Source organism: Chryseobacterium sp. NFX27 (assembly GCF_049887855.1).
In the GTDB taxonomy this organism is placed as follows: Bacteria; Bacteroidota; Bacteroidia; order Flavobacteriales; family Weeksellaceae; genus Chryseobacterium.
This window is the reverse complement of the sequence record NZ_JAGEKK010000020.1, coordinates 68,812-92,621: the sequence shown is the minus strand read 5'-3', so window position 1 is coordinate 92,621 and position 23,810 is coordinate 68,812. Positions and strand designations below refer to the sequence as shown.

General features: G+C 36.1%; 19 protein-coding genes and 1 pseudogene. 12 read left to right on the top strand and 8 right to left on the bottom strand.

Features of this window, described 5'->3' with window-relative positions:
• Window positions 1-24 precede the first annotated feature (24 nt).
• The 5 genes and pseudogenes from J4Q03_RS18380 to J4Q03_RS18360 form a co-directional block, all read right to left on the bottom strand.
• Window positions 25-208: pseudogene (locus J4Q03_RS18380) on the bottom strand (response regulator transcription factor); the annotation flags it as partial.
• A gap of 353 nt (window positions 209-561) precedes the next feature.
• Window positions 562-1,206: a response regulator transcription factor gene (locus J4Q03_RS18375; RefSeq protein WP_426049575.1), complete on the bottom strand. Its 645-nt coding sequence runs from the start codon at window positions 1,204-1,206 to the stop codon at window positions 562-564.
• Window positions 1,203-1,973 carry a sensor histidine kinase gene (locus tag J4Q03_RS18370; protein WP_426049574.1) on the bottom strand — a complete coding sequence of 257 codons (771 nt, stop codon included), beginning with the start codon at window positions 1,971-1,973 and terminating at the stop codon, window positions 1,203-1,205. The genes J4Q03_RS18375 and J4Q03_RS18370 overlap by 4 nt, the downstream gene beginning before the upstream one ends.
• 10 nt (window positions 1,974-1,983) lie before the next feature.
• Window positions 1,984-2,628: a hypothetical protein gene (locus tag J4Q03_RS18365; RefSeq protein ID WP_426049573.1), complete on the bottom strand. Its 645-nt coding sequence runs from the start codon at window positions 2,626-2,628 to the stop codon at window positions 1,984-1,986.
• Window positions 2,629-2,638: 10 nt separating this feature from the next.
• A complete protein-coding gene (locus J4Q03_RS18360; RefSeq protein WP_426049572.1) occupies window positions 2,639-3,202 on the bottom strand; it encodes a hypothetical protein in 564 nt (187 codons plus the stop codon).
• Window positions 3,203-4,073: 871 nt separating this feature from the next.
• Here J4Q03_RS18360 and J4Q03_RS18355 point away from each other — a divergent pair.
• The 12 genes from J4Q03_RS18355 to J4Q03_RS18300 all read left to right on the top strand — a co-directional run bounded on the left by J4Q03_RS18355 (window position 4,074) and on the right by J4Q03_RS18300 (window position 21,052).
• Complete coding sequence (locus J4Q03_RS18355) at window positions 4,074-7,799, top strand: hypothetical protein (protein WP_426049571.1); 3,726 nt, start codon at window positions 4,074-4,076, stop codon at window positions 7,797-7,799.
• Window positions 7,800-7,823: 24 nt separating this feature from the next.
• On the top strand, window positions 7,824-9,374 hold the full coding sequence (locus tag J4Q03_RS18350; protein ID WP_426049570.1) for a hypothetical protein: 1,551 nt from the start codon (window positions 7,824-7,826) through the stop codon (window positions 9,372-9,374).
• 155 nt (window positions 9,375-9,529) lie between these two features.
• Window positions 9,530-11,785, top strand: coding sequence for a hypothetical protein (locus tag J4Q03_RS18345; protein WP_426049569.1), 2,256 nt, complete (start codon window positions 9,530-9,532; stop codon window positions 11,783-11,785).
• Between the two features lie 10 nt (window positions 11,786-11,795).
• Window positions 11,796-12,185 (top strand): hypothetical protein, encoded by a 390-nt coding sequence (locus tag J4Q03_RS18340; RefSeq protein WP_426049568.1) that lies wholly within the window; start codon window positions 11,796-11,798, stop codon window positions 12,183-12,185.
• A gap of 277 nt (window positions 12,186-12,462) precedes the next feature.
• Entirely contained in the window at window positions 12,463-12,840 is a 378-nt protein-coding gene (locus J4Q03_RS18335; RefSeq protein ID WP_426049567.1) for a hypothetical protein, read from the top strand.
• Window positions 12,840-13,211, top strand: coding sequence for a hypothetical protein (locus J4Q03_RS18330; RefSeq protein WP_426049566.1), 372 nt, complete (start codon window positions 12,840-12,842; stop codon window positions 13,209-13,211). The genes J4Q03_RS18335 and J4Q03_RS18330 overlap by 1 nt, the downstream gene beginning before the upstream one ends.
• A gap of 255 nt (window positions 13,212-13,466) precedes the next feature.
• Complete coding sequence (locus J4Q03_RS18325; RefSeq protein WP_426049565.1) at window positions 13,467-14,048, top strand: DUF4840 domain-containing protein; 582 nt, start codon at window positions 13,467-13,469, stop codon at window positions 14,046-14,048.
• Window positions 14,049-14,141: 93 nt separating this feature from the next.
• A complete protein-coding gene (locus J4Q03_RS18320; protein ID WP_426049564.1) occupies window positions 14,142-14,708 on the top strand; it encodes an RNA polymerase sigma factor in 567 nt (188 codons plus the stop codon).
• Window positions 14,701-16,098, top strand: a complete 1,398-nt coding sequence (locus J4Q03_RS18315; RefSeq protein ID WP_426049563.1) for an outer membrane beta-barrel protein — start codon at window positions 14,701-14,703, stop codon at window positions 16,096-16,098. Before J4Q03_RS18320 ends, J4Q03_RS18315 begins: the two co-directional genes overlap by 8 nt.
• Window positions 16,099-16,140: 42 nt before the next feature.
• Entirely contained in the window at window positions 16,141-17,103 is a 963-nt protein-coding gene (locus J4Q03_RS18310) for a T9SS type A sorting domain-containing protein (RefSeq protein WP_426049562.1), read from the top strand.
• Window positions 17,104-17,312: 209 nt separating this feature from the next.
• The gene (locus J4Q03_RS18305; RefSeq protein ID WP_426049561.1) at window positions 17,313-19,292 is read left to right on the top strand and encodes a right-handed parallel beta-helix repeat-containing protein; all 1,980 of its coding nucleotides are present in this window, start codon (window positions 17,313-17,315) and stop codon (window positions 19,290-19,292) included.
• A 224-nt stretch (window positions 19,293-19,516) separates the two neighbouring features.
• Window positions 19,517-21,052: a YifB family Mg chelatase-like AAA ATPase gene (locus J4Q03_RS18300; protein ID WP_426049560.1), complete on the top strand. Its 1,536-nt coding sequence runs from the start codon at window positions 19,517-19,519 to the stop codon at window positions 21,050-21,052.
• A 56-nt stretch (window positions 21,053-21,108) separates the two neighbouring features.
• Here the strand turns inward: J4Q03_RS18300 and J4Q03_RS18295 are convergent, their stop codons facing one another.
• The 3 genes from J4Q03_RS18295 to J4Q03_RS18285 form a co-directional block, all read right to left on the bottom strand.
• Window positions 21,109-21,438 (bottom strand): helix-turn-helix domain-containing protein, encoded by a 330-nt coding sequence (locus J4Q03_RS18295; protein ID WP_426049559.1) that lies wholly within the window; start codon window positions 21,436-21,438, stop codon window positions 21,109-21,111.
• Entirely contained in the window at window positions 21,401-21,913 is a 513-nt protein-coding gene (locus J4Q03_RS18290) for a transposase (RefSeq protein WP_426049558.1), read from the bottom strand. Before J4Q03_RS18290 ends, J4Q03_RS18295 begins: the two co-directional genes overlap by 38 nt.
• A gap of 553 nt (window positions 21,914-22,466) precedes the next feature.
• The gene (locus tag J4Q03_RS18285) at window positions 22,467-23,474 is read right to left on the bottom strand and encodes a hypothetical protein (RefSeq protein ID WP_426049557.1); all 1,008 of its coding nucleotides are present in this window, start codon (window positions 23,472-23,474) and stop codon (window positions 22,467-22,469) included.
• Window positions 23,475-23,810: the final 336 nt, after the last annotated feature.

Genomic DNA, 23,810 nt, shown 5'->3' with positions numbered 1-23,810 from the left:
ATGATGATTTAAAAAGAAAATTGATTAGCAGAGATCATGTTTCAGAGCAAATAGAACGAGACCAACCCTGTTTTTTATTTCTAATTTTGTGAAAACAGAATCCCTGTAGCCATCAATAGTTTTAGGGGCTGAGGAACATTTTGTTCGCTATTTCCTTGTAGGTAAGTTCGCTGCAGGCCCATTTTATAAATTCTTTTTTCCTGCCTTTACACAGTTGATTGATGCTTCTAAGTATTGCGGATTAAAGTTCATTTTAACGCAAAGGTTATTTAGGAAGTGGATAATTTTGAGAAAGGCAAAGAATTCGACTACGTCGTTGATGAAGCTGACGGATAAAACCGCTTAATAGGATCAATGAAATTGATCCTTCTTTGCTCTCTTTATACTACACAGCATCAGAATAGACCTTTGTGTTGAAAGAAAACTTGCTGTGTGTAGAACTAGCCCTGTTACAGATTTTACTATGAAGGGGAATAATGAAAAATCCGGTAAATTGCGAAAATCTACCGGATGAATGATTGAGTTTAATGGTTTTGAATGATGATTTAAAAAGAAAATTGATTAGCAGAGATCATGTTTCAGAGCAAATAGAACGAGACCAACCCTGTTTTTTATTTCTAATTTTGTGAAAACAGAATCCCTGTAGCCATCAATAGTTTTAGGGCTGAGGAACATTTTGTTCGCTATTTCCTTGTAGGTAAGTTCGCTGCAGGCCCATTTTATAAATTCTTTTTCCCTGTCTTTTAATTCGGAAAGGAGAGACGCGTTTTTAAGGTCTTCTGTTTTTACCTTTAACAATTTCTGGGCGACGAAATCAGTATAAAAACTGCCTTTGTCAAAAACGGTATCTATCGCCTGAAAAAGGATGGCTGGCTGCATATCTTTCAGAAGATAGCCTTTTGCTCCGGCCTTCAGCATTTTGATAAGTACTTTTTCATCATCTTCCATGGTCAACGCGATCACTTTTATCTCAGGGTGATGTTCGGTTAACCATTCTGTAGTTTCTATACCGTTTTTATAAGGCATATTAATGTCCATTAGTACTACAGCGGGTAATTCTGAAGCCTTTTCTATGGCAGCAATAAAATCCTCACCGTTGGGATGGTTCATAATCACGCGGTACTGAGGGTTTTCCATGATCATATTTTCCAATGCCTTAGACATTAACGTATGGTCATCAACGATAGCTATGGGAATAGTTTTCATATGAAGTGTTTATAATAGATTATTGAGGTTTGCGTTCCTTTATCAAGTTCCGACTGTATGGAAAGTTCTGCATGAATCAGCTTAGCTCTCAGTTCCATATTTTTCAGTCCCGAACCATCCTGTATCTTATTGGTATTAAAGCCTTTTCCGTTATCGGAAATATGGATGCGTAAGGCCTCATGATCGTCTTTCAGCCGTATAGATACATTTTTGGCCCTGGAATGTTTTAAAATATTATTGATGCTTTCCTGAATGATCCGGAAAAGGATCAGACCATGTTTGGGCGAAATATCAATATCCTGTTTCTGGGTGATGAATTCGATCTTTAATAATTTTAATTTCTGTATTCTTTTTACTTCTCTTTCTATGGATTCCGTCAGTCCGAAATGAATGATCTGCTCCGTAATCAGGGTTTTAGAAAGGTTTCTGATGTCCTGAATACATTCGCCCAGCAATTCACTCAGTTCGCTCAGTTCTTCTTTTTCTGCATTTTTCAGTTTGTAAATGAGCTGATTCTGTCTCAAACGGACCACGGAGAGTTTTTGACCCACATCATCATGTAATTCCTGACCGATATAATTCAGCGTCTGTTCCTTTATTTCGACCTGTGAGGTTGCCAGTTCTTTCTCAAACCGCATGTCTTTTTCTTTCTGCTCGATCAGTAGGGTGGTCTTCTTTTTGATAAAAACCACATAGATGAAGATCATCATCAAAACGACAATAAGTAAGGTAATGGTAAAGGTAATGACCAAATTGTTTTCTTCCATACTTTAGGTCTTATCTTGGTTTATCCTGTCTGTTCCAGATCAATCCCAGTATGAGTATCCCGTTACTGATAAGATTCAGCATAAATAGAATAAAAAAATAGATATGCTCTGAAACGGTAGTCCTGAAATACAGGATCGGAATACTTCCAATAAAAAGAATCAGTAAAGAGACTGAAATCCAAAAAGGTAAATAATTAGTAAGCTCCAGTATTTTATCAGAATTAAAGGTCTGATATAAAAATAAAATAATGGAAAACAGTAACAAAAGGATATCGGTATACAGCATATTAAAAGAAAAATGATGCAGCAGATCATCCTCTGTATAAAACATTACAACAATATTGGCCACAAAAACGATCAAAGGGATCAACTGCAGTTTTTTTAAAAGAGGCCAGTACAGTAATTGAAAATAATACAGCAGATACAGAAAAAAAACAATCATTAAAAAGCCAATCACAAAAAATATTTCGGTAGACCGGTGGGTAGTTTTAAAATAGAAATAGCAAAAAATATCGATCAGAGAGAATAATATATATCCGGACATAAAAAACAGATTCTCTTTTCTTATACTCCTGTATTTAAGGATCATCAGAGCTATTACTATGAGAGATAGCACTATAGATATTTGCTTTCCTATTTCTATATTCCAGTTCATGGCTTTATTTTTACGGCATATCTGCGGTGGAGACTTTAGGTGGAGGAGCCAGATTGGTCATATTCAGAACTTCCATCTCTCTTACATTGATATTCTCATCTATGGATCTCATAGCCCTGGACATGGTTCCTGTGGTGTCTCTTTTCAGATTCTGAGCAGTAGGAACTAGGAAGATGGTCTGGTAGCCGGCATATTCAGGTTTTGCCATTTTGCTTTTAGGATGATTCTGGGGGTATTTTCCCATATAAATTCTGATGCCCGGATTTTTCAGGTGTTGTTTTTTAGCGGTTTCTTTTACATATTTAAGGTAGCCTTCCATATCTTCTACAGAAAACCAATACCAGCGTGAATCCGGTTCTCCGTTTCTGTATTTTGTAAGAATTGCATTATTGGTCCTGGAATATTCATCATAAAGAATCCGGCCTTCACGATAGCTGATCAGTTTCTTTTTATAGCTGTCACTTACGGGTTCTTTAGGCGGTTCGGAGCAGCGTGTGCAGCTTAGCATACAAAAACTTAAAATAAACACAGCAAGAAGTGCGCTTAGATTCTTGAATAAAAAAGGAGTTTTCATTTTTATGGTTTTTAATTTTATAAAACAAAATTAGGAAACTGCTCAAGTCTGTAAAAGGGGGAAAACACTGTTTTTATGAGTAATAAATTTACGACTTTTTGTTTTGAATTTCAGTGAGATATGGATTTATTTGATAATGCTTCTTAATGTTTTCTTCTAAGACTTCCATTTCTCTTGTTTTTTAATACTTGGAAAATCTAAGGTCCTTTATCATTGAGTGCAGGAGTTAAGTAATTCCAAGAAAGACTGCATATTTGTGGTTTTTCTAGTTTTCCAAATTCCAATAACTAAATATTTAGTTTCTAAACTTATAATCTGAACTTCTTTTGAACTGTTGCAAAAAAATAAAGTAATTCTACCGCTATCAAGGATAACATTCCCTTACTCAATGGGTTAAGTTATCCGTAGGATTTTAATTGATGAAAGTTGAAAACTTATTTTCAACACGTCAAGTTCTGTCGCTTCCGGCTCTGATATTTGCTTCAAGAAAAACACACAAATGAGAATCGACATTAAAAATCAAGGTGGACATCTTTTGTCGGAAACCACCTAAAAAAATAAGGCTAAAATCTGAAGCGGATCTACTAAAAAGAGCCTTCAAAATCTTAAAAAACATAGACAAATCACAAAGAAGCCTTTAAAAATAATAGGTTGAGAACTAAAATATGACAGATATCGGGGTAGAAACTTTTGCTGGCAACGAGTAATGTCAATTATTTTAATCAGAATTCTTATTCACAAATTGGAACCTTTATCAATACTCAATTAACAAGAATCGTCTTAGGCAAAGCTATATATTATTCCAAATCATTGATGAGGAAGTTGAAATTAATAGGAGGCTACATTGTGGATCATTAAAAATAAAAAGAAAATGTCAATAAATAACACACCAACAACAGCGTCCGCGTTTACCGTCGGAGAATCTATCATCGGAGAAGGCATTATTAATTATAAATCAACAAATAATATGGATACAGAAAACACACCAACACAGACACTTTTCAGATTTGTGAGCTTAAGAAGCCCACAACTGTCTGATGAAAATGAACAGGATAAAAGATTTATTCTAGCTCCCCAACAATTAAAAGATGATGACACATTTTACAGGCCAGTAGTAGAAGCTTCAGGGTCAAAACGCAGAAAACTTCTTGAATGCGCAGCTGCTTTTGCAAATAATCTGAAATGTATTTCGTCTGATCCTAACAGTATAAACAGTCTTGAAAGATTTAAAAGTTCTTATCCTCTGGACCATCAGTTTTCTGTTTGGCTGGCAAGGAATAAAGGAACGTGTACGTATGAAGAATTTACAGCAAAAAAAGCTGAAATATATGACGGACAGCTTTATGCTGTTCCCGAGGTGGTAGATCTTTGGAATAACCTCATCTATCAGGTAGCCGTACAAAAAGATTTTTATATAAAAGAACTTGCCATGCAGTTTCTTCTGTTAAAACATGTTTTTTCTGCTCCCAATGAAGAAGAATTTAAGCTTTTATTGAATGCTAAAGTTGTCCTTCCCAAAGAACTCCTGCTGGATGAGGTTGTTTCGGGACCTCAAGCTCTTTCAAAGTTGGCCGCGGGTGAGTTTACTGAAACTCTTCCTACCGAGGAAATGAAAAGGCAGCAGCTTGTTTCCAAAGAAAAAGTAAAGCTTGGACGATATGAGAGTCTTATAAAGAATTTTGCTCTTTTGGAGAAAAGGTACAGGGATGAGTACCAAAAAGAATATGAAATCAGATACGAAGAGCATCAGTTAAGAATTGCACCTATTATTGAAAAATATAACAATGATGTAGCCGTAAACAGAGAGAAGTATTGTCCTGTAAGAGCGCCAGGAGAAATTTATGATCCGAAAGATCCCTGCCAGCAGATCCCAAAAGTTCCTGAGCCGGTATTGCCAAAGATGGACTTTCAATTCCGTGCTGAAATCGAGGCTGAATATCTGGCAACCGTATTAAAACCTGAAAATATGGAGACCTTACTGGATATTTTAGGGTATGAATTTCAAAATGTACCATCCGATAGAGAAAGCCTGGCAGCAGGAGAAATCTCTGATCTTCACCAATTGCTAGAAGGAAGAAATACCTTTTCAGAGATCAATTCTTTGATCACGGAAGTAACAGAGAGTACCAACAGAGTTATTGCAGAAAATACGGAAACCAATACCGAAGTTTATACAAGTATTGGAGGAGTTATTGTTCCAATGGCAAGAGCGGTAGCTGTGCCGTTTACCTATCAATTATGCCCAAAAGATTTATACAGATTCTATGGTCTTGATCTGGCTTTAAATGTTCCTGATGCTTCCTGGGATGTTGCTGGAGTGTATCATGAGCTGGTATCCAATGTGGGGACCAAAACAGGAAATACTTTTGTAAAATCAAGAAATGGGGACACCATTTTCTTAAATAATCTTTTAGGACTTGGAGCCGAGTTTTCAGAATTTGAAGGCGCCTCCTTTTATATTGAGCTGTATTTTACAAATGGGCAGGTTGCTAAATTTAAAACACCGGGAATTACTATAAAGAGCTGTATTTCTTCTAAGTTCGAACTTGAAGTTGAAGGAACTGAAAATCCTCCTGTTATTATTGATGAGGAACAGAATTTTATTCCTTCTGGTTTTGGATTCAAGCAGATAGGGATTGCCGATTATTTAAAAGTTGAACAGAGTACTCATGCTTATGTTGAGGGAGAGGTTGCTCATATTGAGAATATCATGGCTAGGGAATACCGTGAAAAGTCTACCCGCAAGCTAAGAAGAAGCGAAAATACCACAACCTCATCTTCGGATACGGAAAGAGAACAGCTTTCTGATACCACCACAGCCAATCGTTTTGAAATGCAGTCTGAGGTCTCTAAAATCTTACAGGAATCCAATGATTTTGCAGGTTTTGCGAATGCAGGCTATGGAGGCAAAATGTTCTCAATGAGCGTAGGCGCAAATTATGCCAATCACCGCTCCAAAGACGAAAGTACAAGACAGGCTGTTACCCAGGCTCAGGATATCACAGCAAGAGCCATGGACAGAATCGTAACAAAGGTTCATGAAGAAAGAATCGAAAAGATTATTGATGAATTCGAGGAAAACAATTCTCACGGGTTTGATAATAGAAAAGGGGACAAAAATGTAGTGGGTGTTTACCGATGGGTAGATAAACTGATGAAAAACCAGATCTATAACTATGGCAAGCGTATGATGTTTGAGTTCATGGTTCCTGAACCTGCCAAACTGCACTTATTAGGAATGGTTTCTCAGAAAAACCCTGATCAGGTTAATTTAATTAAGCCGGAGGACCCAAGAACGTCATCAGTAATGCCGATGAAAAATTATGGAGATCTTAGTACGGATGCTGTTTTAAAATACTGGGTGTCAAAATATAATGTTGAAGTTCCTGAGAAGCCTGTAGAAAATTACAGCATAGGGAAATCTTTAAGCGGACAGTTTACCGGTGAACAAAGTGCGATTCAACATGCAGCTTTTAAAGACGAGATCCAGATCCCGGACAATTATGTGGCAGTAAGCTGTGTAGCAGGATATAGTGCATCTGGAGACAGTAGTGAGTCTGCGATGTGTATCATGGTAGGAGATCAGGATTTCTATCATCATGGATTCTGGTCTCAGCTAAAATTTTCTCCAAGAAAAACTTTTGCTCAACCTTATTCAAAGACAATTCCTATCTCCGCTACTTTTTATGAGATCTTCTCAGGAACGGCGAATTGTGTTGTAGATCTTCAATTAACACAGGAAGCTAAAGATGCATGGTATCAGGCTGTATTTAAAGCAATTATGGACGCTTATGAAGATGCATCGGTAGAATACAATAATAAGCTGACCGAAGAAAAGAGCAAAGCTGTAGAGATTAAAGGGTCCAATCCAATGTTCTACCGTCAGATTGAAAATACAATTTTACGTAAAAACTGTATTTCCTACATGGCAGACAGAGCCTCAGGATCTACACACGGATATGGCCTGGAAGGGTTGACCAGTGGTTCTTCTTTCAGCAATTATGAAACGGTTTTAAATAGCAGTCTGGATAAATATACGGCTTTTGTGAAATTTATGGAACAGGCTTTTGAGTGGGAAAACCTTTCTTATAATCTATATCCTTATTACTGGGGAAACAGAGAAAACTGGCTGAATCTTTACCAGTCTGAAGATACCGACCCATTGTTCAGGTCCTTTATGCAAAGTGGGATGGCAAGAGTAGTGGTAACAGTCCGTCCGGGATTTGAAGAAGTTGTACAGTTCTATCTGGCAACCGGAAAGATCTGGAATGGAGGAGAAGTCCCTGTCATTGGAGATGAACTTTACTTATCAATTGTCGATGAAATGAAAGAGCCTAAAGGTTTAAAACAAGGGAAATCATGGATCACGAGACTTCCTACTTCTCTGAATATCCTTCAGGCAGAAAGTATAGGATTAAAAGTAAAACATGCACTGCCTTTCAGTACAGAGAATCCGAAAGAATTTGAAGTCCCTTCAGAAGTGATTACGGAGGATAAATTCAATTTTGTATCCAATACAAATCTTCTGGGTGTTCAGGAATCAGGTACATCTTCTGAGCAAGTGATTTCTGGAGACTGGGCCGCGCCAATTAATTAATCATAACTAACCAAAAACAACAATATGTCTAATATAGGAAAAATTATTAGGGTAAATGCATTACCTCCGCAGGGAGAAAGAGAAACAAATGTCATTTACCAAGTAGCTGCACCCGGTGCAGCTACTTATACAGACTATGCCATTGATGAAAATGGAGATATGAAAACTCCGGCAACTGATTCTGCTATGCAGAACGTTAGTGATAATCTAGTCAAAATTTCTGATCCTGATCTGTTGTCCGAAGGGTTTTTAACTCAGGCGCAGTTCAATCAAAATATAAATGAAGAACTGGATCATAAACTTAATATTCCATTGGTTGATGGAAACATACAGGACTTTACAAAAGTCGTAGGAATGGATGTTAATGGAAATACAGCAAAACTACCTGCTGGAGACTTAGGGAAAAATGTTGCAAACTCTTCCCTGACTACCGTGCCTGGCGCCGGATTGACACTAGGTGCTGACTGGGCACTGAATACTTCCGGACTTTATTATTCAATAACGGGATTAACCGATATTTCGAGTGATACGACTTTTAATACGTTATTAGCTCAAAATGCATCTGGCAGACTTGGAAAATCAAACGGAAAAGGAGCATTTATGAGCCTGCCTAACCAGTTAACAGAAAACGAGAAAACAGCTTGGAAGACTGGCATGAATGGTGGTTGGACCACCGCTACGATGAGTGTTTTTCTAATTAACCCTATTGTTGTAGATAATGCAAACAACAATAAGTATGTCTCTCTTATCGGTGCTAATCTGAATCTGAATCCAGCTTCATTTTCTGTGACAATATGTGATATAAACGGGGTTCATATTGCTACGGTTCCTAATTCACAGGTTAATATAAACAATACCACAGGTCAAAATCTTACGTTTTATTTTAATTTTTCTACCATTCCGGTTGGGACATATAAGATAAAGTTATGGAACGGTGTTGCAACATACCTTTCGGGAGTTACTTTTAGAGTGGCAAGTTCTTTAGACAATATTGACCTAAGTGGTATTACCTGGAATGTATTAAATTATGGTGGACACATCAATGATAATATTATTTCCAATAATACTTTGTTTTCTACAGACGCAACACTGAAGGATTCAGGAGGAAATTCAATAAACTTTCCAACTTCGGCTACAATAGCCACCACCGGGCTAAGCTCGCAAATTTGTACTATGATGGATAATTTCGTTATTGAAGTGGCTTTATTTTTTGACTTTGATCCCGCACTGTCCGATAGTTTTGGAGGGTTATGTACAGATACATTAAACTCTTTAGCCAATACATTAATTTCCGGAGCTGCTGTTCAAAGAAATTCTTTTAAAAGCCTTTTAGGACAAACAGTTCCTGGGGCAAGTTATTCAAATGCCCAGAGAATTATCTTTCAGAAGTCAGAAAATATATTAACAACGGTAATTTACACCAATAGTGGTTCAATAAGTTCAATTGCTAATGTGAATATCAATAACAGCCCGGTCAAGCTGAAAGCTATCAGAACGTGTCATGATACAACTGGGGGCTCTCAATACAATGCCCGATTTTTAAACTTACAAATTATTTCAGCATATAAATTTTAAAATTATGAACAAAAAATTGAAAGTACAAGCTCAAGTACAGGCTTTAATTTCTAATATAAAAGCGTAGGAAATCCACAACAGGATAACTTCCTAAGTATTAATTGAATGGCAGAGTGTAGCGCTCTGCCTTTTTAAACACTTAAAAAAAACATAAAATGAGTTTAGAAATATTAAACCATCCTTTATTAGGGAATCCGGCGAATTCCTTTTTTAAAAACGAGGAACCAAAATTTCCCAGCTCTTCTTCAGTTCTTATTTCGCCTCCAGAACTTAAACAGCTTACAGCAAAACGGATTGCCAATACATATTATAATGGTAAACCGGCATTGGAAGGCAACGGTTTTCAAATTTATTCAGAGGAACCGGTATTCGGTGGAAATATAGAGGAAGTAATTGTCTACAAAAGCAGATTTAGTCAAACAATCGGAGGAATTGATGTTGTTCTTTTTGCAAGTAAAAACGGAGCATTTCTTCTTCAGCGTTATATGGAAGCACTGCCAGGCAGTAAACAGCTGATTCTTTTTCTGGAAATTAATGACGAATATAATTACAGTACGGTAATGCGTGCTGTGGCAGGAGCAGACCTTACGAAGAACAAAGAAGAATTATTTGACGATATACTTACTTTTACAAGAAAACATGAAGTGAGTGTTCCTCCAAAAGCACTTGAAGTTCTTATAAAAAATGGGATATATAGAAACAAAGTTAGTTTCATCAGTTGGTTTCTGGGTCTGAAAGACGCCAGTGTAGGACAAATATTTACCTTTTTTAAGCAGGAAATATTAGAAGGAGCTGCAAGCTTTTTTATTGAAGGTATCGCAGATAATATTACTAAGTTGAGAATTTCAGAAAATGGCTGGAATCCATATGTTAAAGAAGGAGAATACGATCCCACTTTTATCCCTGATCCACTTTATGAAGAGCTTAAAAAGTTTTATGAGCATGAAGGCTCCGGTAATCCATATGAAAATTTGGAAGGGCAAAAGAAGATCAATTCTAAAATAGTTAAAACCCTATTTGAAAGGATAAATGGAGTTAAGGCGGATTTTAATCAACTCTTGAGTAATGCAGAGCATTTTTTCCCAGCTTTTATCTTTAAAAAAATAAAAAAGTCTTTAAACTTGTTTTTCAGCCAGATAGATAAAATAGAGCAATTTCTTGTTGATCCTGTCACAGGTATGCAGCATATTATTTATAAAAGCCACCAGATAGCCAATGCCTTTCTCTGTGGGATTTACAACAGTCTGATCGATATTGTTGCCGGAATTTTTTCCATCATCGGTTTTCTTTTCAAAGCTGTGGCTGCAATGGATAAAGTAAATGACCGTAAAGTGGAATATGGTGAGATGTTTCTGGAACTGATGGAAGACCTGATGGAGGGAATCATCAAGTTTGATTATGCAGACTTTTTTAAGCAGTGTTTCACACTTCAGATAAGAACTGTTATCCGTCTTGTGAAATGGGTTGATACAAAAGTGTCTCAGCTTACCTTAGAAAAAGCAGCCTATTATTATGGCTATATCATTGGGATAATCATAGACCTTGTTGTTGAAACCCTTCTTACTGGCGGTGCAGCAGCTGTGGCAAAGTTAGCCAGAACAGTAGAAAGCTTTATCCTGAATCCCTTGGAAAAAATCTCGAAAGCAATTACACAGGCAGGGAATTTTATGACAAGGATTATGGAGTTTATCAGTATGATCCTTCGTGAATTTAAAAAAGGCGCAAAGGAAATTTTTGCTAAATTGGAGAAAATTTTAGATGAAGTTTTTGGTTTTGGAGATGAAGTTGCCGATCATGCTTTGACACCCGCGGAGAAAAGGGTGAAGGATAAGAATAGGAGGAGACAGGAAAAACTTGATAGAAAAAATGATCCGACAAAAAGGAAGAGGACTAAGCAGCACGAAGATTTTATCAAAAAATGGTCTGGGAAACCAATAAATGCTCTTACCAAAACTGAAATAGCAAATGCTCTGAAAGGATTTACAGAGCAGGGGAATAAAATTGCAAAGCTTATTGAAGAAGAAAAAATAATTATCCATATTTTAGATGATAATGATTACATTAAATTATGTATTGAAGAATATGGAGACACTTTGAAACAAGCGATCAATACTCATGCTTTTGCCGACGGTTTAGATATGTATTTCAGATCTTCACGAAAGCCAGATATATTTTTAAGTGAACTCATGCACGAAGGAACTCATGCTAAAGAGGCGTTTGAAACTATTGAAATGTTTAAAAGTGGTAAAACTGAGGCGGAAATTAGAAGTTTTTTTGGAAATAATTGGTCTTCAGAAAAACGTGCATTCTTTCATGAACACGCTTGGCAAGAAGCTACTGGAACAACAAAAGATTTCGATACAATAGAAGAAATGTTAGATAACATTTTTACAAACTATGACGAATATTAAAATTTATAAAATGAAAACAATTATAAAGGATTTATTAATAGAATTAACTTTGAATAGCAAACAACCATTTCAGTATAAAATATTAGTTAAGGCTGATGAAAAGATGGGAATAAGTGACACTGTCTCACTTACAAATTTGCTTATGCAATGGCATAAAAAGATAAAAAAAGGATTTCCCTTTGCACAATATCAAAATGATTATCTGCAGCTTTCTGAGTTAATGCAAGTAAAATATAAAGTTTTATTTGAGAACTGTTCTGAACTTTCCGAGCTTTATGAGCTTAAAGATGATAAAATTTATTTTAATTCTTCCTTGACTGATGAAGAAAAACAGGAAATCTTAGATTATGTAGATGAAAATTATAAAATTATCAGACATAGTTATGGTAGAAAATCATAACAATTACCGCTTCTTATGAGGCGGTTTTTATTTTTAAATTAGAGAGAATTTTAGATGAAGTTTTTGGTTTTGGAGATCATGCTGCTACTCCTGCGGAGAAAAGAGTGAAGGATAAGCAGAATAGGCGCGAGATAAATAAACTTAATGATGCAAAAAAAAAATAAGGAATGATAAATTTAACTCAAAAGCAGACTCTGTTGCAGATTTATTAGGAACTGCTTCAAGGTCACATCCTGAAAGACTAAAAGAGATTATAACAGATTTAGAAAATAAAAATGTGGAGATCATATATAGGCCCGATGAAGCTTTAGGGTATTCACCTGGGCTCCGAGAAGGAACACCAAGACAAATTATAATTCATGAAAAAGCATCTATTTCTACGTGGGAGCACGAATATATGCATTTTTTAAATGATGAAGAAAGAGGGTTCTTATGCATGAAATCATTGTATGATTCAAACTATAGGGTTTTAACTGAATTAAACGCATATATTAAGGAAGTCGAATTTGTGAAATCTTTAAGTGGAAATAATGATAAAATAATAAAACAATTAAAGAAAAATTTCTCAGAAGAGTTTAAATATATTATTGAGAACTTCGGAGATATAACAAATACAGGTTTAATAAATAGAATAAAAAGCTTTAAAAATTTATAATGATGGGACATATTTTACCACTCAATCCAACCATAGAAAAGATGAGTGATACTGAGCTAGAAAAGAATTTTGCAAAGAAACCAGTGATTTTTGGCAAGCAAAATTACTATCCCGTATTTGCTAAAAGAATGGATAAATTCAAAGATTTTCTTTTTTCAGAATTAATTGATTCTAATAATATTGATGATTTTGTAATGGGAAATGTAACCACTTCATGGTTGATTGCCATTGCAATATTAGGCTACGCTGATAATGATTTTTATAAAACAGAAATGGTTATATTAATTAAGCAAAATTGGGATGATGCAAATTTTAAAAATTTTCTAAAATATATTAAAAACGAAGAAAAATTCGTAAAATATTTCAAATAATTTCAACCGCTTCTTATGAGGCGGTTTTTCTTTTTAAACTAGAAAAATTTTAGATGTTCAACAGTACCAAACCAGCGTGAAACCCACGCTGGTTTTTATTTCCAAAAAATAAATTTCAAATTTTATTTACAGTAAACCAGTGTGTTACAGAATTACTTCATTCTTTTTTCAAAATTCCACGCAAGATTTCCCAAAAAACGGATTTTATAGATGAGTACTCAATACAATTAATGTTTAATGTAAAAAAATAATGAAATGAAGAATTCAATAGTACTTAAGGTTATTACCACTGTTTTAATTTTATCAATTATCTTCTCCCTGTTCTCGTGCATGAACGAGGACAGGATAGAAGTACCACCCGTAAAGCTGGAAGATATTAACGGGAATTATAAAGGAAGGCTTATAACAGTGCAGGGAGAGTTTAGGTCGGAAAAAGTTGTAGACTTTAAAATAAAAAAAGATACCCTGACTTTTCCGGAATTTCCTTTGAAAGAAATCGTAATGGCAGTAGTAAAAGATCCGGTAAAAACACAGGAGGCCCTTACAAAGATGGGAAAAGTGAAATATAATCTGAATTATACAACCGTATTAAATGCTGATAAAAACTGGGTAGAGCTTACTTTTGCGCCTAAAGAGCTTGAGCTTCAGATCCCGGTAGACGGAGCGACTAAAAAAACAATCGTAACAATCGCGGCAAAGCAGAAAGGATATTTTGTAGGTATGGATCATACAATGAGATTTGCTTTGGCAGCAGAAAAAATAACGGTAAATGGAACGGAATTGAATCCTTTCGAGGCAATTAACTACAATTTTCCGTACTGTATAAAAACTAATTGATAGATAATATAAACAATAGATTGTGGTTTGCCGGATGCGGTCTATTTTTGCTTTAAAATTTTAATCGGTGCTAAAACCGGACCTTAGTCGTACATGGAAGAAAACAAGGAGCAGATTTTGATAAGACGCCTTCTCACAAAGGAAGAAGCTGCCTGGAAAGAACTTTTCGGAAACTATTCCGGAAACCTTGCCGGGGTCTGTTCCCGTTATCTTTCAGGAAAAGACGATGTTCATGACGTTCTTCAGAACAGCTTTATCAAAATGTTCCGCTCCATAGCAACATTTGAATACAGAGGAAGCGGTTCTTTGAAAGCATGGATGATCCGGATCACTGTAAACGAAGCTTTAAAACATATAAAACAGCATTCCGGCATAACAACAAATGATGATCTCGCAGAGTTTCCCGACATTCCCAATGATGAGGAACCGGATCTTGAGGAAATTCCCCAGGCAGCCATTATGAAGATGATACGCTCACTTCCTGATGGATACAGAACTGTTTTTAACCTGTTTGTATTTGAGAAAAAAAGCCATAAAGAGATTGCCGGGCTTTTAGGAATCGCAGAAAATTCTTCCGCCTCACAGCTTCACAGGGCGAAAGGACTGCTGATCCAGAAAATTAAAGAATTTGAAATGTCAAAAAAAGCACAATATGAATAATCGGTGGCTAAATGATCTGCACAGGAAAATGGAGGACCACGAAGAGGATGTTCCGGATGGGCTGTGGGAAGATATTAAAGATGAACTTTTTTCCGGAGAGGAAGGAAACGGACTAGCGGGAGGCATAATGCTTGAAGCTGATGATAAAAAAGAAAGTAAAACTATTTCTGTAAATAAAAAAAATACTTTGTTCTACCGTATGGGTGGAATGGCTGCTGCTGTTGCTATACTATTCTTCACAGGAAAGCTTTTACTGGAAATGAATGCAGAGCAAACAACCCCTAAGATAACTGTACACTCTGAAAATGCTGATAGCCATAAAGAAGCAGGCAAAAAAATTACAGAATCAGTAAAGACAGGTAAAAATGAACAGGTCAATACAGAATCAGGCGAAAAATATAGTGGCCAGGGAAATATATTGACAGGAAAAGCTCATATGGGGACTATTTTGGACAAAATATTTAATAACGAAGCCAATGATAATAATAAAGGAATATCAGTATCTGCAGAAGAACACAATATAATCTCTCTAACGAAGGAAGTACCGCCTGTTTACAACCCATCTCCTTCAGTTGACGGGAATTCTGTATTGAAAAAAGAACAGAATAGCGGGGAAATTTTTAATAATCATGTAAATCAAGATCCGGAAAAGTATGCTGATAATGATAAGCCTAAAGTTTCAAACCGCCAGCAAAAAAAATGGATGCTGAGCATGCTTACAGGAAATGTTTCCTCAAATTCTTCTGAACAGAAGTTTCCGGGCTACACTTCCATCAGTGGGAGTCCTATGACTTTTAGTGATTTCTGGATCTCTGGAACAGACCCCGATCCGCTTACAGAAGTCCTGCTGGCTAATCAAAGTAAAGAAGTTGAAGCAAGAATAAGACATAAAATACCCGTTACATTTGGGGTTTCCGTGTATTATAATCTTGGAAAAAAATGGGGAATAGGAACAGGTATTAATTACACAAAACTTACCTCAGAACTGCACTCCGGAAGCCGTTCAAATTATATAAAAGGAGATCAGAGTATTCATTATATAGGCATTCCGGTTCAGGTGAATTATAATGTCATTCAGAAAGGACGTTTTACCGGCTATGTTACAGGCGGAGTGCTTGCCGAAAAAGCTGTAGCAGGAAAACTTAAGACAAAATATATAGTAAATGATGAGGTGCAGGATGAGCAGGACGAACGGCTTGATGTGAAGCCTGTACAATTTTCAGTGAATTCAGCGGTAGGGCTGCAGGTGAAAATTATTGATAAGATTGGGATATATGCAGAGCCCGGAATTGGGTATCATTTTAAAAATGAGAACCAGCTCAATACCATTTACAAAGAAAAACCATTAAACTTTAATATGAAGTTCGGAATCAGACTGTTACTGGACTGATGCCACTGAATAACACTAAAGCAAACCATTAAATATTTAAATATGAAACCAAAACTGATTTTTTTGGCTTTTCTGTTCATGACCATTCTGAATATAAAAGCACAGTGTAACCCAACCATCACAAGCCCAAGGCTGGGGGTGAAATTTCCGGATAAAATCTTGTTCTGCAACACTGAAACAGAGATACTTTCTACTCAAGCGTTCGGAAGCTACCAGTGGTACAAACAGCAATGGACCTGGCAAACACCCAATACCAACCCCTGGACACCAATCCCAGGGGCAGTTTCACAGACATTAACCATCAATGGGAATGATGACCAGCTTTATTATTTTAAAGTGGCAGTTACACAGGGTGATTGTACGGCAGAAAGCCCGGCTATTATGGCAGATGGATTCATGTATGCGCTTCCTGCCATGCTCACCACATTTACACCCGGAACTTTTTCCCAGATAGGGCCTGGAGAATATAATATCTGTGCCGGAGCACCCGTAAAATTTGATGATGTCTTTCCTGATCTCTATGGCAGTCATGTATGGTATAAATGTATTCCCAGCAGCCCGCCACCTTCCAATGGAGATCCATGTATTATAAATGGTGCAACTGGTGATACCTATACCGCAACAGAGTCTGGGGAATATGGATTTTATGCCTGTACAGAGTATTGCCCGGATCAGTGTGAATTTCTAGGAACAGGAAATTTTGTAAAGCTGAATTTTGGCAACTGGGAATTCTGCAGTCTGGGAACCGATGAAACAAAACGCAAAGAAAACAACCTGAAAATATACCCGAATCCTACAGCTCAGTTCCTTTATATCGGAAAAGAGTCTGACAAAATTTACAAAGAGATTTCTGTTATTGATATGTCAGGAAAAGTAGTTCTTCAGAAAAGCGAGCACCGTTTTAATGAGGCTATTGATGTGAGCAGACTCGTACCCGGAAACTATATTATTCTTTCCAAAGACTCGCAGGGAAATACCTATAAGAATAAATTCATAAAGAAATAACAGCATACGATCCATCCTTAGTTAGTTTTTTTAATCATGATAAGCCGGTACGGAGATGGTCTGTATCGGCTTGTCTTTTAAATTTACTGCAAAACAGATTTGCTGACAATCAATTTAAAAAGCGACATGTTTTGTCGCTGCTGCCATGTACTTTTGGAAAATAACCCAATACAAAAGATCAGTTAAAATAATCAATTAAAAAAAGAATCATGGCAATAGTAAAAAATTCAATGGATGAGCTTCGCAATGTAAGCAGTGCAGAAATATCATCATTAATATCATCATTAACAACAGGAAAGCCGGAATACATAGAGCTTATGGGATATTATCCGGGAGCTCCCTATGACAAGCCGGTTGTTTATTACTTATCAGAAACCACCGCTCAGGATGATGGCTTTAGTATTATTAATCTCGTAAATAACAATCAATATAAATTGGAGCTTAGTTTTGGAGATAGTATCAGTCTCACTTACTGCGGGATAAGAGGAGATGGTACAAGCGATGAAACCATTGCAATAAATAAAGCTCTGGTAAGACTTTATACCATGAAAGTAAAGAATGTTACAATTACAGGAGTCAATAAAATAGACGTTGACAATGGAGCTAAAATTCAGCTTCAGAGTGATACCAATTATTTCTTGGATGGAATAGTTGAAGCAATGCCGGGAAGGACGAATGGCTATGACCTGATATCCTTTGCACAGACGGTAAATACAAAGCTGACCGGAGGAAAAGTTAAAGGAAATAAATACAGCTTTAAAGCGCCGGATGGAAGCTATTATAAAATGTGGCGTGCTTACCAATCCTACCAGGTGGGAGAATATGTATACGTAAACAACTGCCCTCTGAAAGTAATTAGTGCAGGGACTAGCGGTGGGGAAAAACCAGTGGCTCCACTGTATATAAAATGTGAATCTATAACTCCTAAATTGGTGCCATCTAACTGTAATCCCAGTTATAATGAGAATACTCAGGTCACTGTATTGGACGGCTCAGTAACCTATGAAGTTGTTCATAATACGGATTTAGGTGAATGGGGATTTGGAATAAGTGTATTGAATGCAGAAAATTTCCACATCCAGAATGTTGAAATATCAGAATGCTGGGGAGACGGGATCTATGTAAATAATGCTTACAATGGAAATATAGTTAATGTTAAATGTCTTGACAATCGCCGCCAGGGAGCATCAATTATCCGTGGTGACGGGATCAATATATTGAACAGTCAGTTTAATAATACCGTTGGAACAACTCCGGAGTCGGGAATAGATATTGAACCTAACTCTAAAAACCATGTTAGAAACGTGAATATTGTTAACTGTACCTGCGATAGAAATGAAGGCTATGGAGTTTTAATTACCACTCCGGATTCTTTGTCGTCAATTAGAGATGTAAACATACTAAATTTAACAACCAGGAATAATATCAGAGACGGCCTTGCCTGTAAAACAGAAGGGGATTCCTATTCGCATACGATCTTTAATATTAACATTCATAATTTGGCGTCTTCAGGAAACCATGCTTCACAGATCTTGATAGAAGGGACAAATGGGGTTAAAATAAGAAACGGAAGGATAGAAAATGCATTTGATTATCCGCTTGTAGATTTGTACAAAGTACACAATGTGAAAATTAGCGATTTGGAAATGGTAGGAAGCGGAGATGGAGTCAGAATTAGAAAAGCTGGCGACAATATAACATTGGAAGGAAATTATATTGAGACCCTTAAAACATGTATCATAGATGATCATACGGATAGTAAAAAAGAAAATGTTACTCTAAAAGGCAATACCCTGAAGTCAGTTCAGCAAAGTGCTGTAGATTTGTTAGGACATTCTTTCCTTACCATAGAAAACAACAGTATTTTAAGAAGCGGAACTAATGGAATAAAAATTGGGAATGTTATGAGAACGGCAGTTACCGCAAATAAAACCACTCATATAGGACTGGCGGATAACAATACTGAATATGGACATATTGTTATAGAGGGCGAAGCCAGCGAAGTTATTTGTGAGAACAATATATTAGCCAACTATCCGGGCCTTGTGACATTACCAGTCGGAATTATTGCGGAATCATCACAAATGAATTATTGTACATTCAGGACATTACATTCTCATAACAATAGTAATTTCGGACCGGATCAGATTATATCAAACCCCACGGTTACGATACAGGACATCCGATGATAGATTCATTTTTTTTGTAATTTAATAACATCAACCAAAAGCCGGTGAGAATTGAATTTAATTCAGCGATCATCGGCTTTTTTGTGCTAATATTTATTGATATCTGTTAGATGGTTTAAACCTTCATTTATTCTAAAACTAAAAAACTAGTTCCTTTTGATTTTTATAATCTCCGATTAAAATTCGGATTGAAAAATAACCTATTTTTACAAAAAACACCAATCATGTTAGTTAAAATTTATGGAAGTGCCATCTTTGGAGTCGCTGCACAAACCATTACTATTGAAGTAAATGTAGACACAGGAGGAGTGGGATACCATCTCGTCGGGCTTCCCGATAATGCCATCAAAGAAAGCAGTTACAGAATCTCTGCAGCACTGAAAAATGTAGGATACAAAATTCCCGGTAAGAAGATTACAATTAATATGGCACCAGCTGATCTTAGGAAAGAAGGTGCTGCTTACGACCTTTCCATTGCAATAGGAATTCTTGCTGCGTCAGATCAGATTCTTGCCGAAAACATCCATCAGTATGTTATTATGGGTGAGCTTTCTCTTGATGGAAGTTTGCAGCCCATAAAAGGAGTGTTGCCAATCGCAATTCAGGCCAGGGAAGAAGGTTTTAAAGGAATTATACTTCCCATGCAAAATACCCGTGAAGCTGCCATTGTAGATCATCTGGATGTTTATGGTGTAGAAAATATCAAAGAAGTAATTGATTTTTTTAACGAAGGAAAACCTATCGAAAGAGTGATACTGGACACCAGAAAAGAATTTCAGGAAAGAATGAATGATTTTCCATTTGATTTTTCCGAGGTCAAAGGTCAGGAAACAGCAAAAAGAGCGATGGAAATAGCTGCTGCCGGAGGACACAATATTATTCTTATCGGTCCTCCCGGAAGCGGAAAGACCATGCTTGCCAAAAGAGTACCTGGTATTCTTCCTCCATTAACCCTGAAAGAGGCTTTAGAAACAACAAAAATACATTCTGTAGCCGGTAAAATGGGAACTGAAACGTCTCTTATGACCGTGAGGCCTTTTAGATCTCCGCATCACACTATTTCAGACGTTGCCTTGGTAGGAGGCGGAAGCTATCCCCAGCCTGGAGAAATCTCTCTTGCTCACAATGGTGTTTTGTTTCTTGATGAAATGCCCGAGTTTAAAAGAACGGTTTTAGAAGTCATGAGACAGCCTCTCGAAGACCGGGAAGTAACGATTTCCCGGGCCCGGTTTACTGTAAACTATCCTGCCAGCTTTATGTTGGTGGCCTCTATGAACCCAAGTCCCAGCGGTTTTTTCCCGGACGATCCGGGCAATACCTCATCCGTTTATGAAATGCAGCGGTATATGAATAAGCTTTCAGGACCCTTATTAGACAGGATCGATATTCATATAGAAGTACAGAAAGTTGAATTTGAACAGCTGGCAGAAAAAAGGAAAGGCGAGAAAAGCTCAGATATCCGGGAACGGGTACTCAAGGCACGCAACATTCAGAATGAACGCTATAAAAATCTCAATATCAGCTATAATGCTCAGATTGGACCTAAGGAAATTGAAGCGTTCTGCAGCCTGGATGAAACCTCACTGCAGCTCATTAAGCTCGCTATGGAAAAACTGAATCTTTCAGCAAGAGCTTATGACCGTATCCTGAAAGTGGCGAGAACCGCAGCTGATCTGGAAGGAGCCGAAAATATATTATCGCATCATATTTCAGAAGCCATACAGTACAGAAGTCTGGACCGGGAATTTTGGAATGTGTAATTCTGAAATTCATAATGTCTGTGAAAATATAATGTGGTCATCTGAAGACTCTTAACTTAGGATTGACTATATATTTTTCTCCACTTGGCAATAGTATTTCTGCTTAATTTATAATAATTTCCCAGCTGGGTATTATTGAGCTTGTTTTTGCTCTGAAATTCTAATATTTCTTGAATTATAGTTTCATTATAAGAACGGTATTTTTGATTGATGTTATTGCCTTCAGCACTGTTTTCTCCGAAAATTAATGTATTTAGCTTTATAACATCCAGAAAAGAAAGCTTCTTTTTTTTAAGAAGAAAATGACAAATATCTCTTTTCTCAGGGTGTCGTTTTTCAATAATATCATTATATATCCGATGATAATCCGGCAGCTGTTTTTTCATTTTTATCTGTATTATTTTTCATTTTTTGGTCATTTAATTCCTTGAACTGATTTATGCTCATATCGGAATTTGTTACATCTTTATTTATCTTATAATTGATATTTGCTACTGAATACTTTACTAGCCATTTGTGTAGTGTTGCTTTTGGAATTTTGTATTCATCTGTGATCTGTTTTTTCGTCTTTTCTCCTGTGTTGACCATATCTATTATAAAATAAATAAGTTCTATGGTGTAAATGCTTTTTCGGAACTGAGGAAGCTGTGTGTTTTTTTTGTTTAAAAAGGAGTTGCCTTGGGGAGCATATAAGATTAAATGTTGGGAGTAGAGCCGAAAATAATCATATTCCAGCAACTTGCTCCATTTTAGAAGGGTTTCTGAATCTAATGAACTGCTTTGATATGCTGCCTCGATTTCTGGTTCAGTACATTTAAAAAATTTACAGGCACGGGACATCTCAATATTAAGTTCCTTCATCCGCATTTTTAATAAAGATCCTATATGAATAGTTTTAAACATTTTTTAATTAATTATTTTTATTATGGAGTCTTAATAAAGCTTATACTTATCCGGGCCTCCTACTGTTCTAATTAGTTGAGCTATATAAATGTGTGTTTTTTTGAATGATTGCAAGGCTTACTAATCAGAATTTATTATCCCGTTTTGTAAGGATTAAAAACTTTCAGTGAAAGCGCCGGAGATAAGTAAATAAACTATTATCTGTTAAAGCAATGCGGGAAATAATATGTGCCGGATAATTGCCTTTTTTCTGAGATTAATTTCAACTTGTAGAATAATGGATGGATAGAATTGTACCAAAGCCTACTTGGCCAAAAGCTGAATATTTAAATTTATTAAATAAAAATATCGGGTAAGATTTTTTCATAACATATAAGTTTGTGTTAAAGGACTGGGGATGTCAAATAGAAGTAGACAAATATATAGGAAGCCTCTAAAAACCAACAAAATATTTACCCCTCGATTATACGCGGGAGTATAAATACTCGGGTTTACAATCAATAATGTAATATTAAATGGAAGAAATCCAAAGAATGGTTTCTTTGTCTGAAGGAATATTTAATTTTTTCCGAAGCATGTACTTTTTACTTTCTATAGCTTTCACAGTTGAAGAAGTATACATAGCAATCTGTTTGGCGCTAAAATTAAATTTCATCATTACACAAAGATACAGATCAGAATGCGTTAAAGCAGGACTAGCCTGGTTTTGTAGTTTTTCAAAGAAGCCAGGAAAATATTGCTGGAATTTTTCCAGAAGAAGCGGATCATTTTGTTGAGCAAGATTTAATAATTCTTTCACTTTTTCTTCGGGAATATTGGTGTCCACAAATTGATTTTTCAACAGCTCTCTAATTTCGCCTTTTAAAAATTCCACCCTTATAGCCCTGATGCGGCTAAACTCTCTGGAATAATAAAATGCAGATTTTTTTTCGATAATAAAATAATAGGCTACCGCAAAGAGCATTCCGCTGAAGGTAATGTGGAGCATCAACAGTATTCTGGCAAAACCATTGATGGTATATCTGCTTTTGTCCAGCAGGCTTGAATCATAAAAAACACTCCCATAAAAGGATAATAAGATAACACCAATAATTAGATAGATATATTTCTTATCTTTTTTTGTGTCAAAATAAAATGCCGAATAGAAGGCAAGCGGAAAATAAAGGAGAAAAACACCACATTCCGGACCGCAATAAATAGTATAATAAGTGGTCAAAAAACACAGCGACAACATACATCCGGTAATAAAATATTTATTCTTTCTCTTTTCTTTTAATAGCATTGAAGCTATCCATAAACACGAAATGATTAATAAAAAGATGCCATCAGCTATGGCTTGTACAAAAACGATAACGGATATCCCTTCTATAAAGAACATGGTAGCCAAAACAGCTATACTTTGATTGATAAGAATGGTAAAATCCCTTTCAAACTCGCTTGAGTTTTCATTGATCCCCCAATAGGAAATAGCCTCATATAAATAGACAAAAAAATTGGATATTTTTTTTAATATATTCATAATCAGTGATTCTGTAAGAAATTTATCATTGTGTGCTTATCTGATTTTAGCGAAAGAGATCCGACCTCAAAGATAAATATTTATTAGATATGATTGATGATTAGAAAATGGCTGTAAGGAATTTGAGTATTAATGATTCCTCTTGTTCTGTGTTAAATGATTGAAATTAAATCCCAGTTTGGAGAAAATTTATGATTATTTATTTCTCTGTTTTGAATATTATGTTAAATTTGAATTGCCGAATTTTAAAAAATATTACATTATGGAAATAAAATTGACAAACAAAACTTAAGCAAATCAATTCTGACTACTGATAGCATGGAGTATAATATTCTT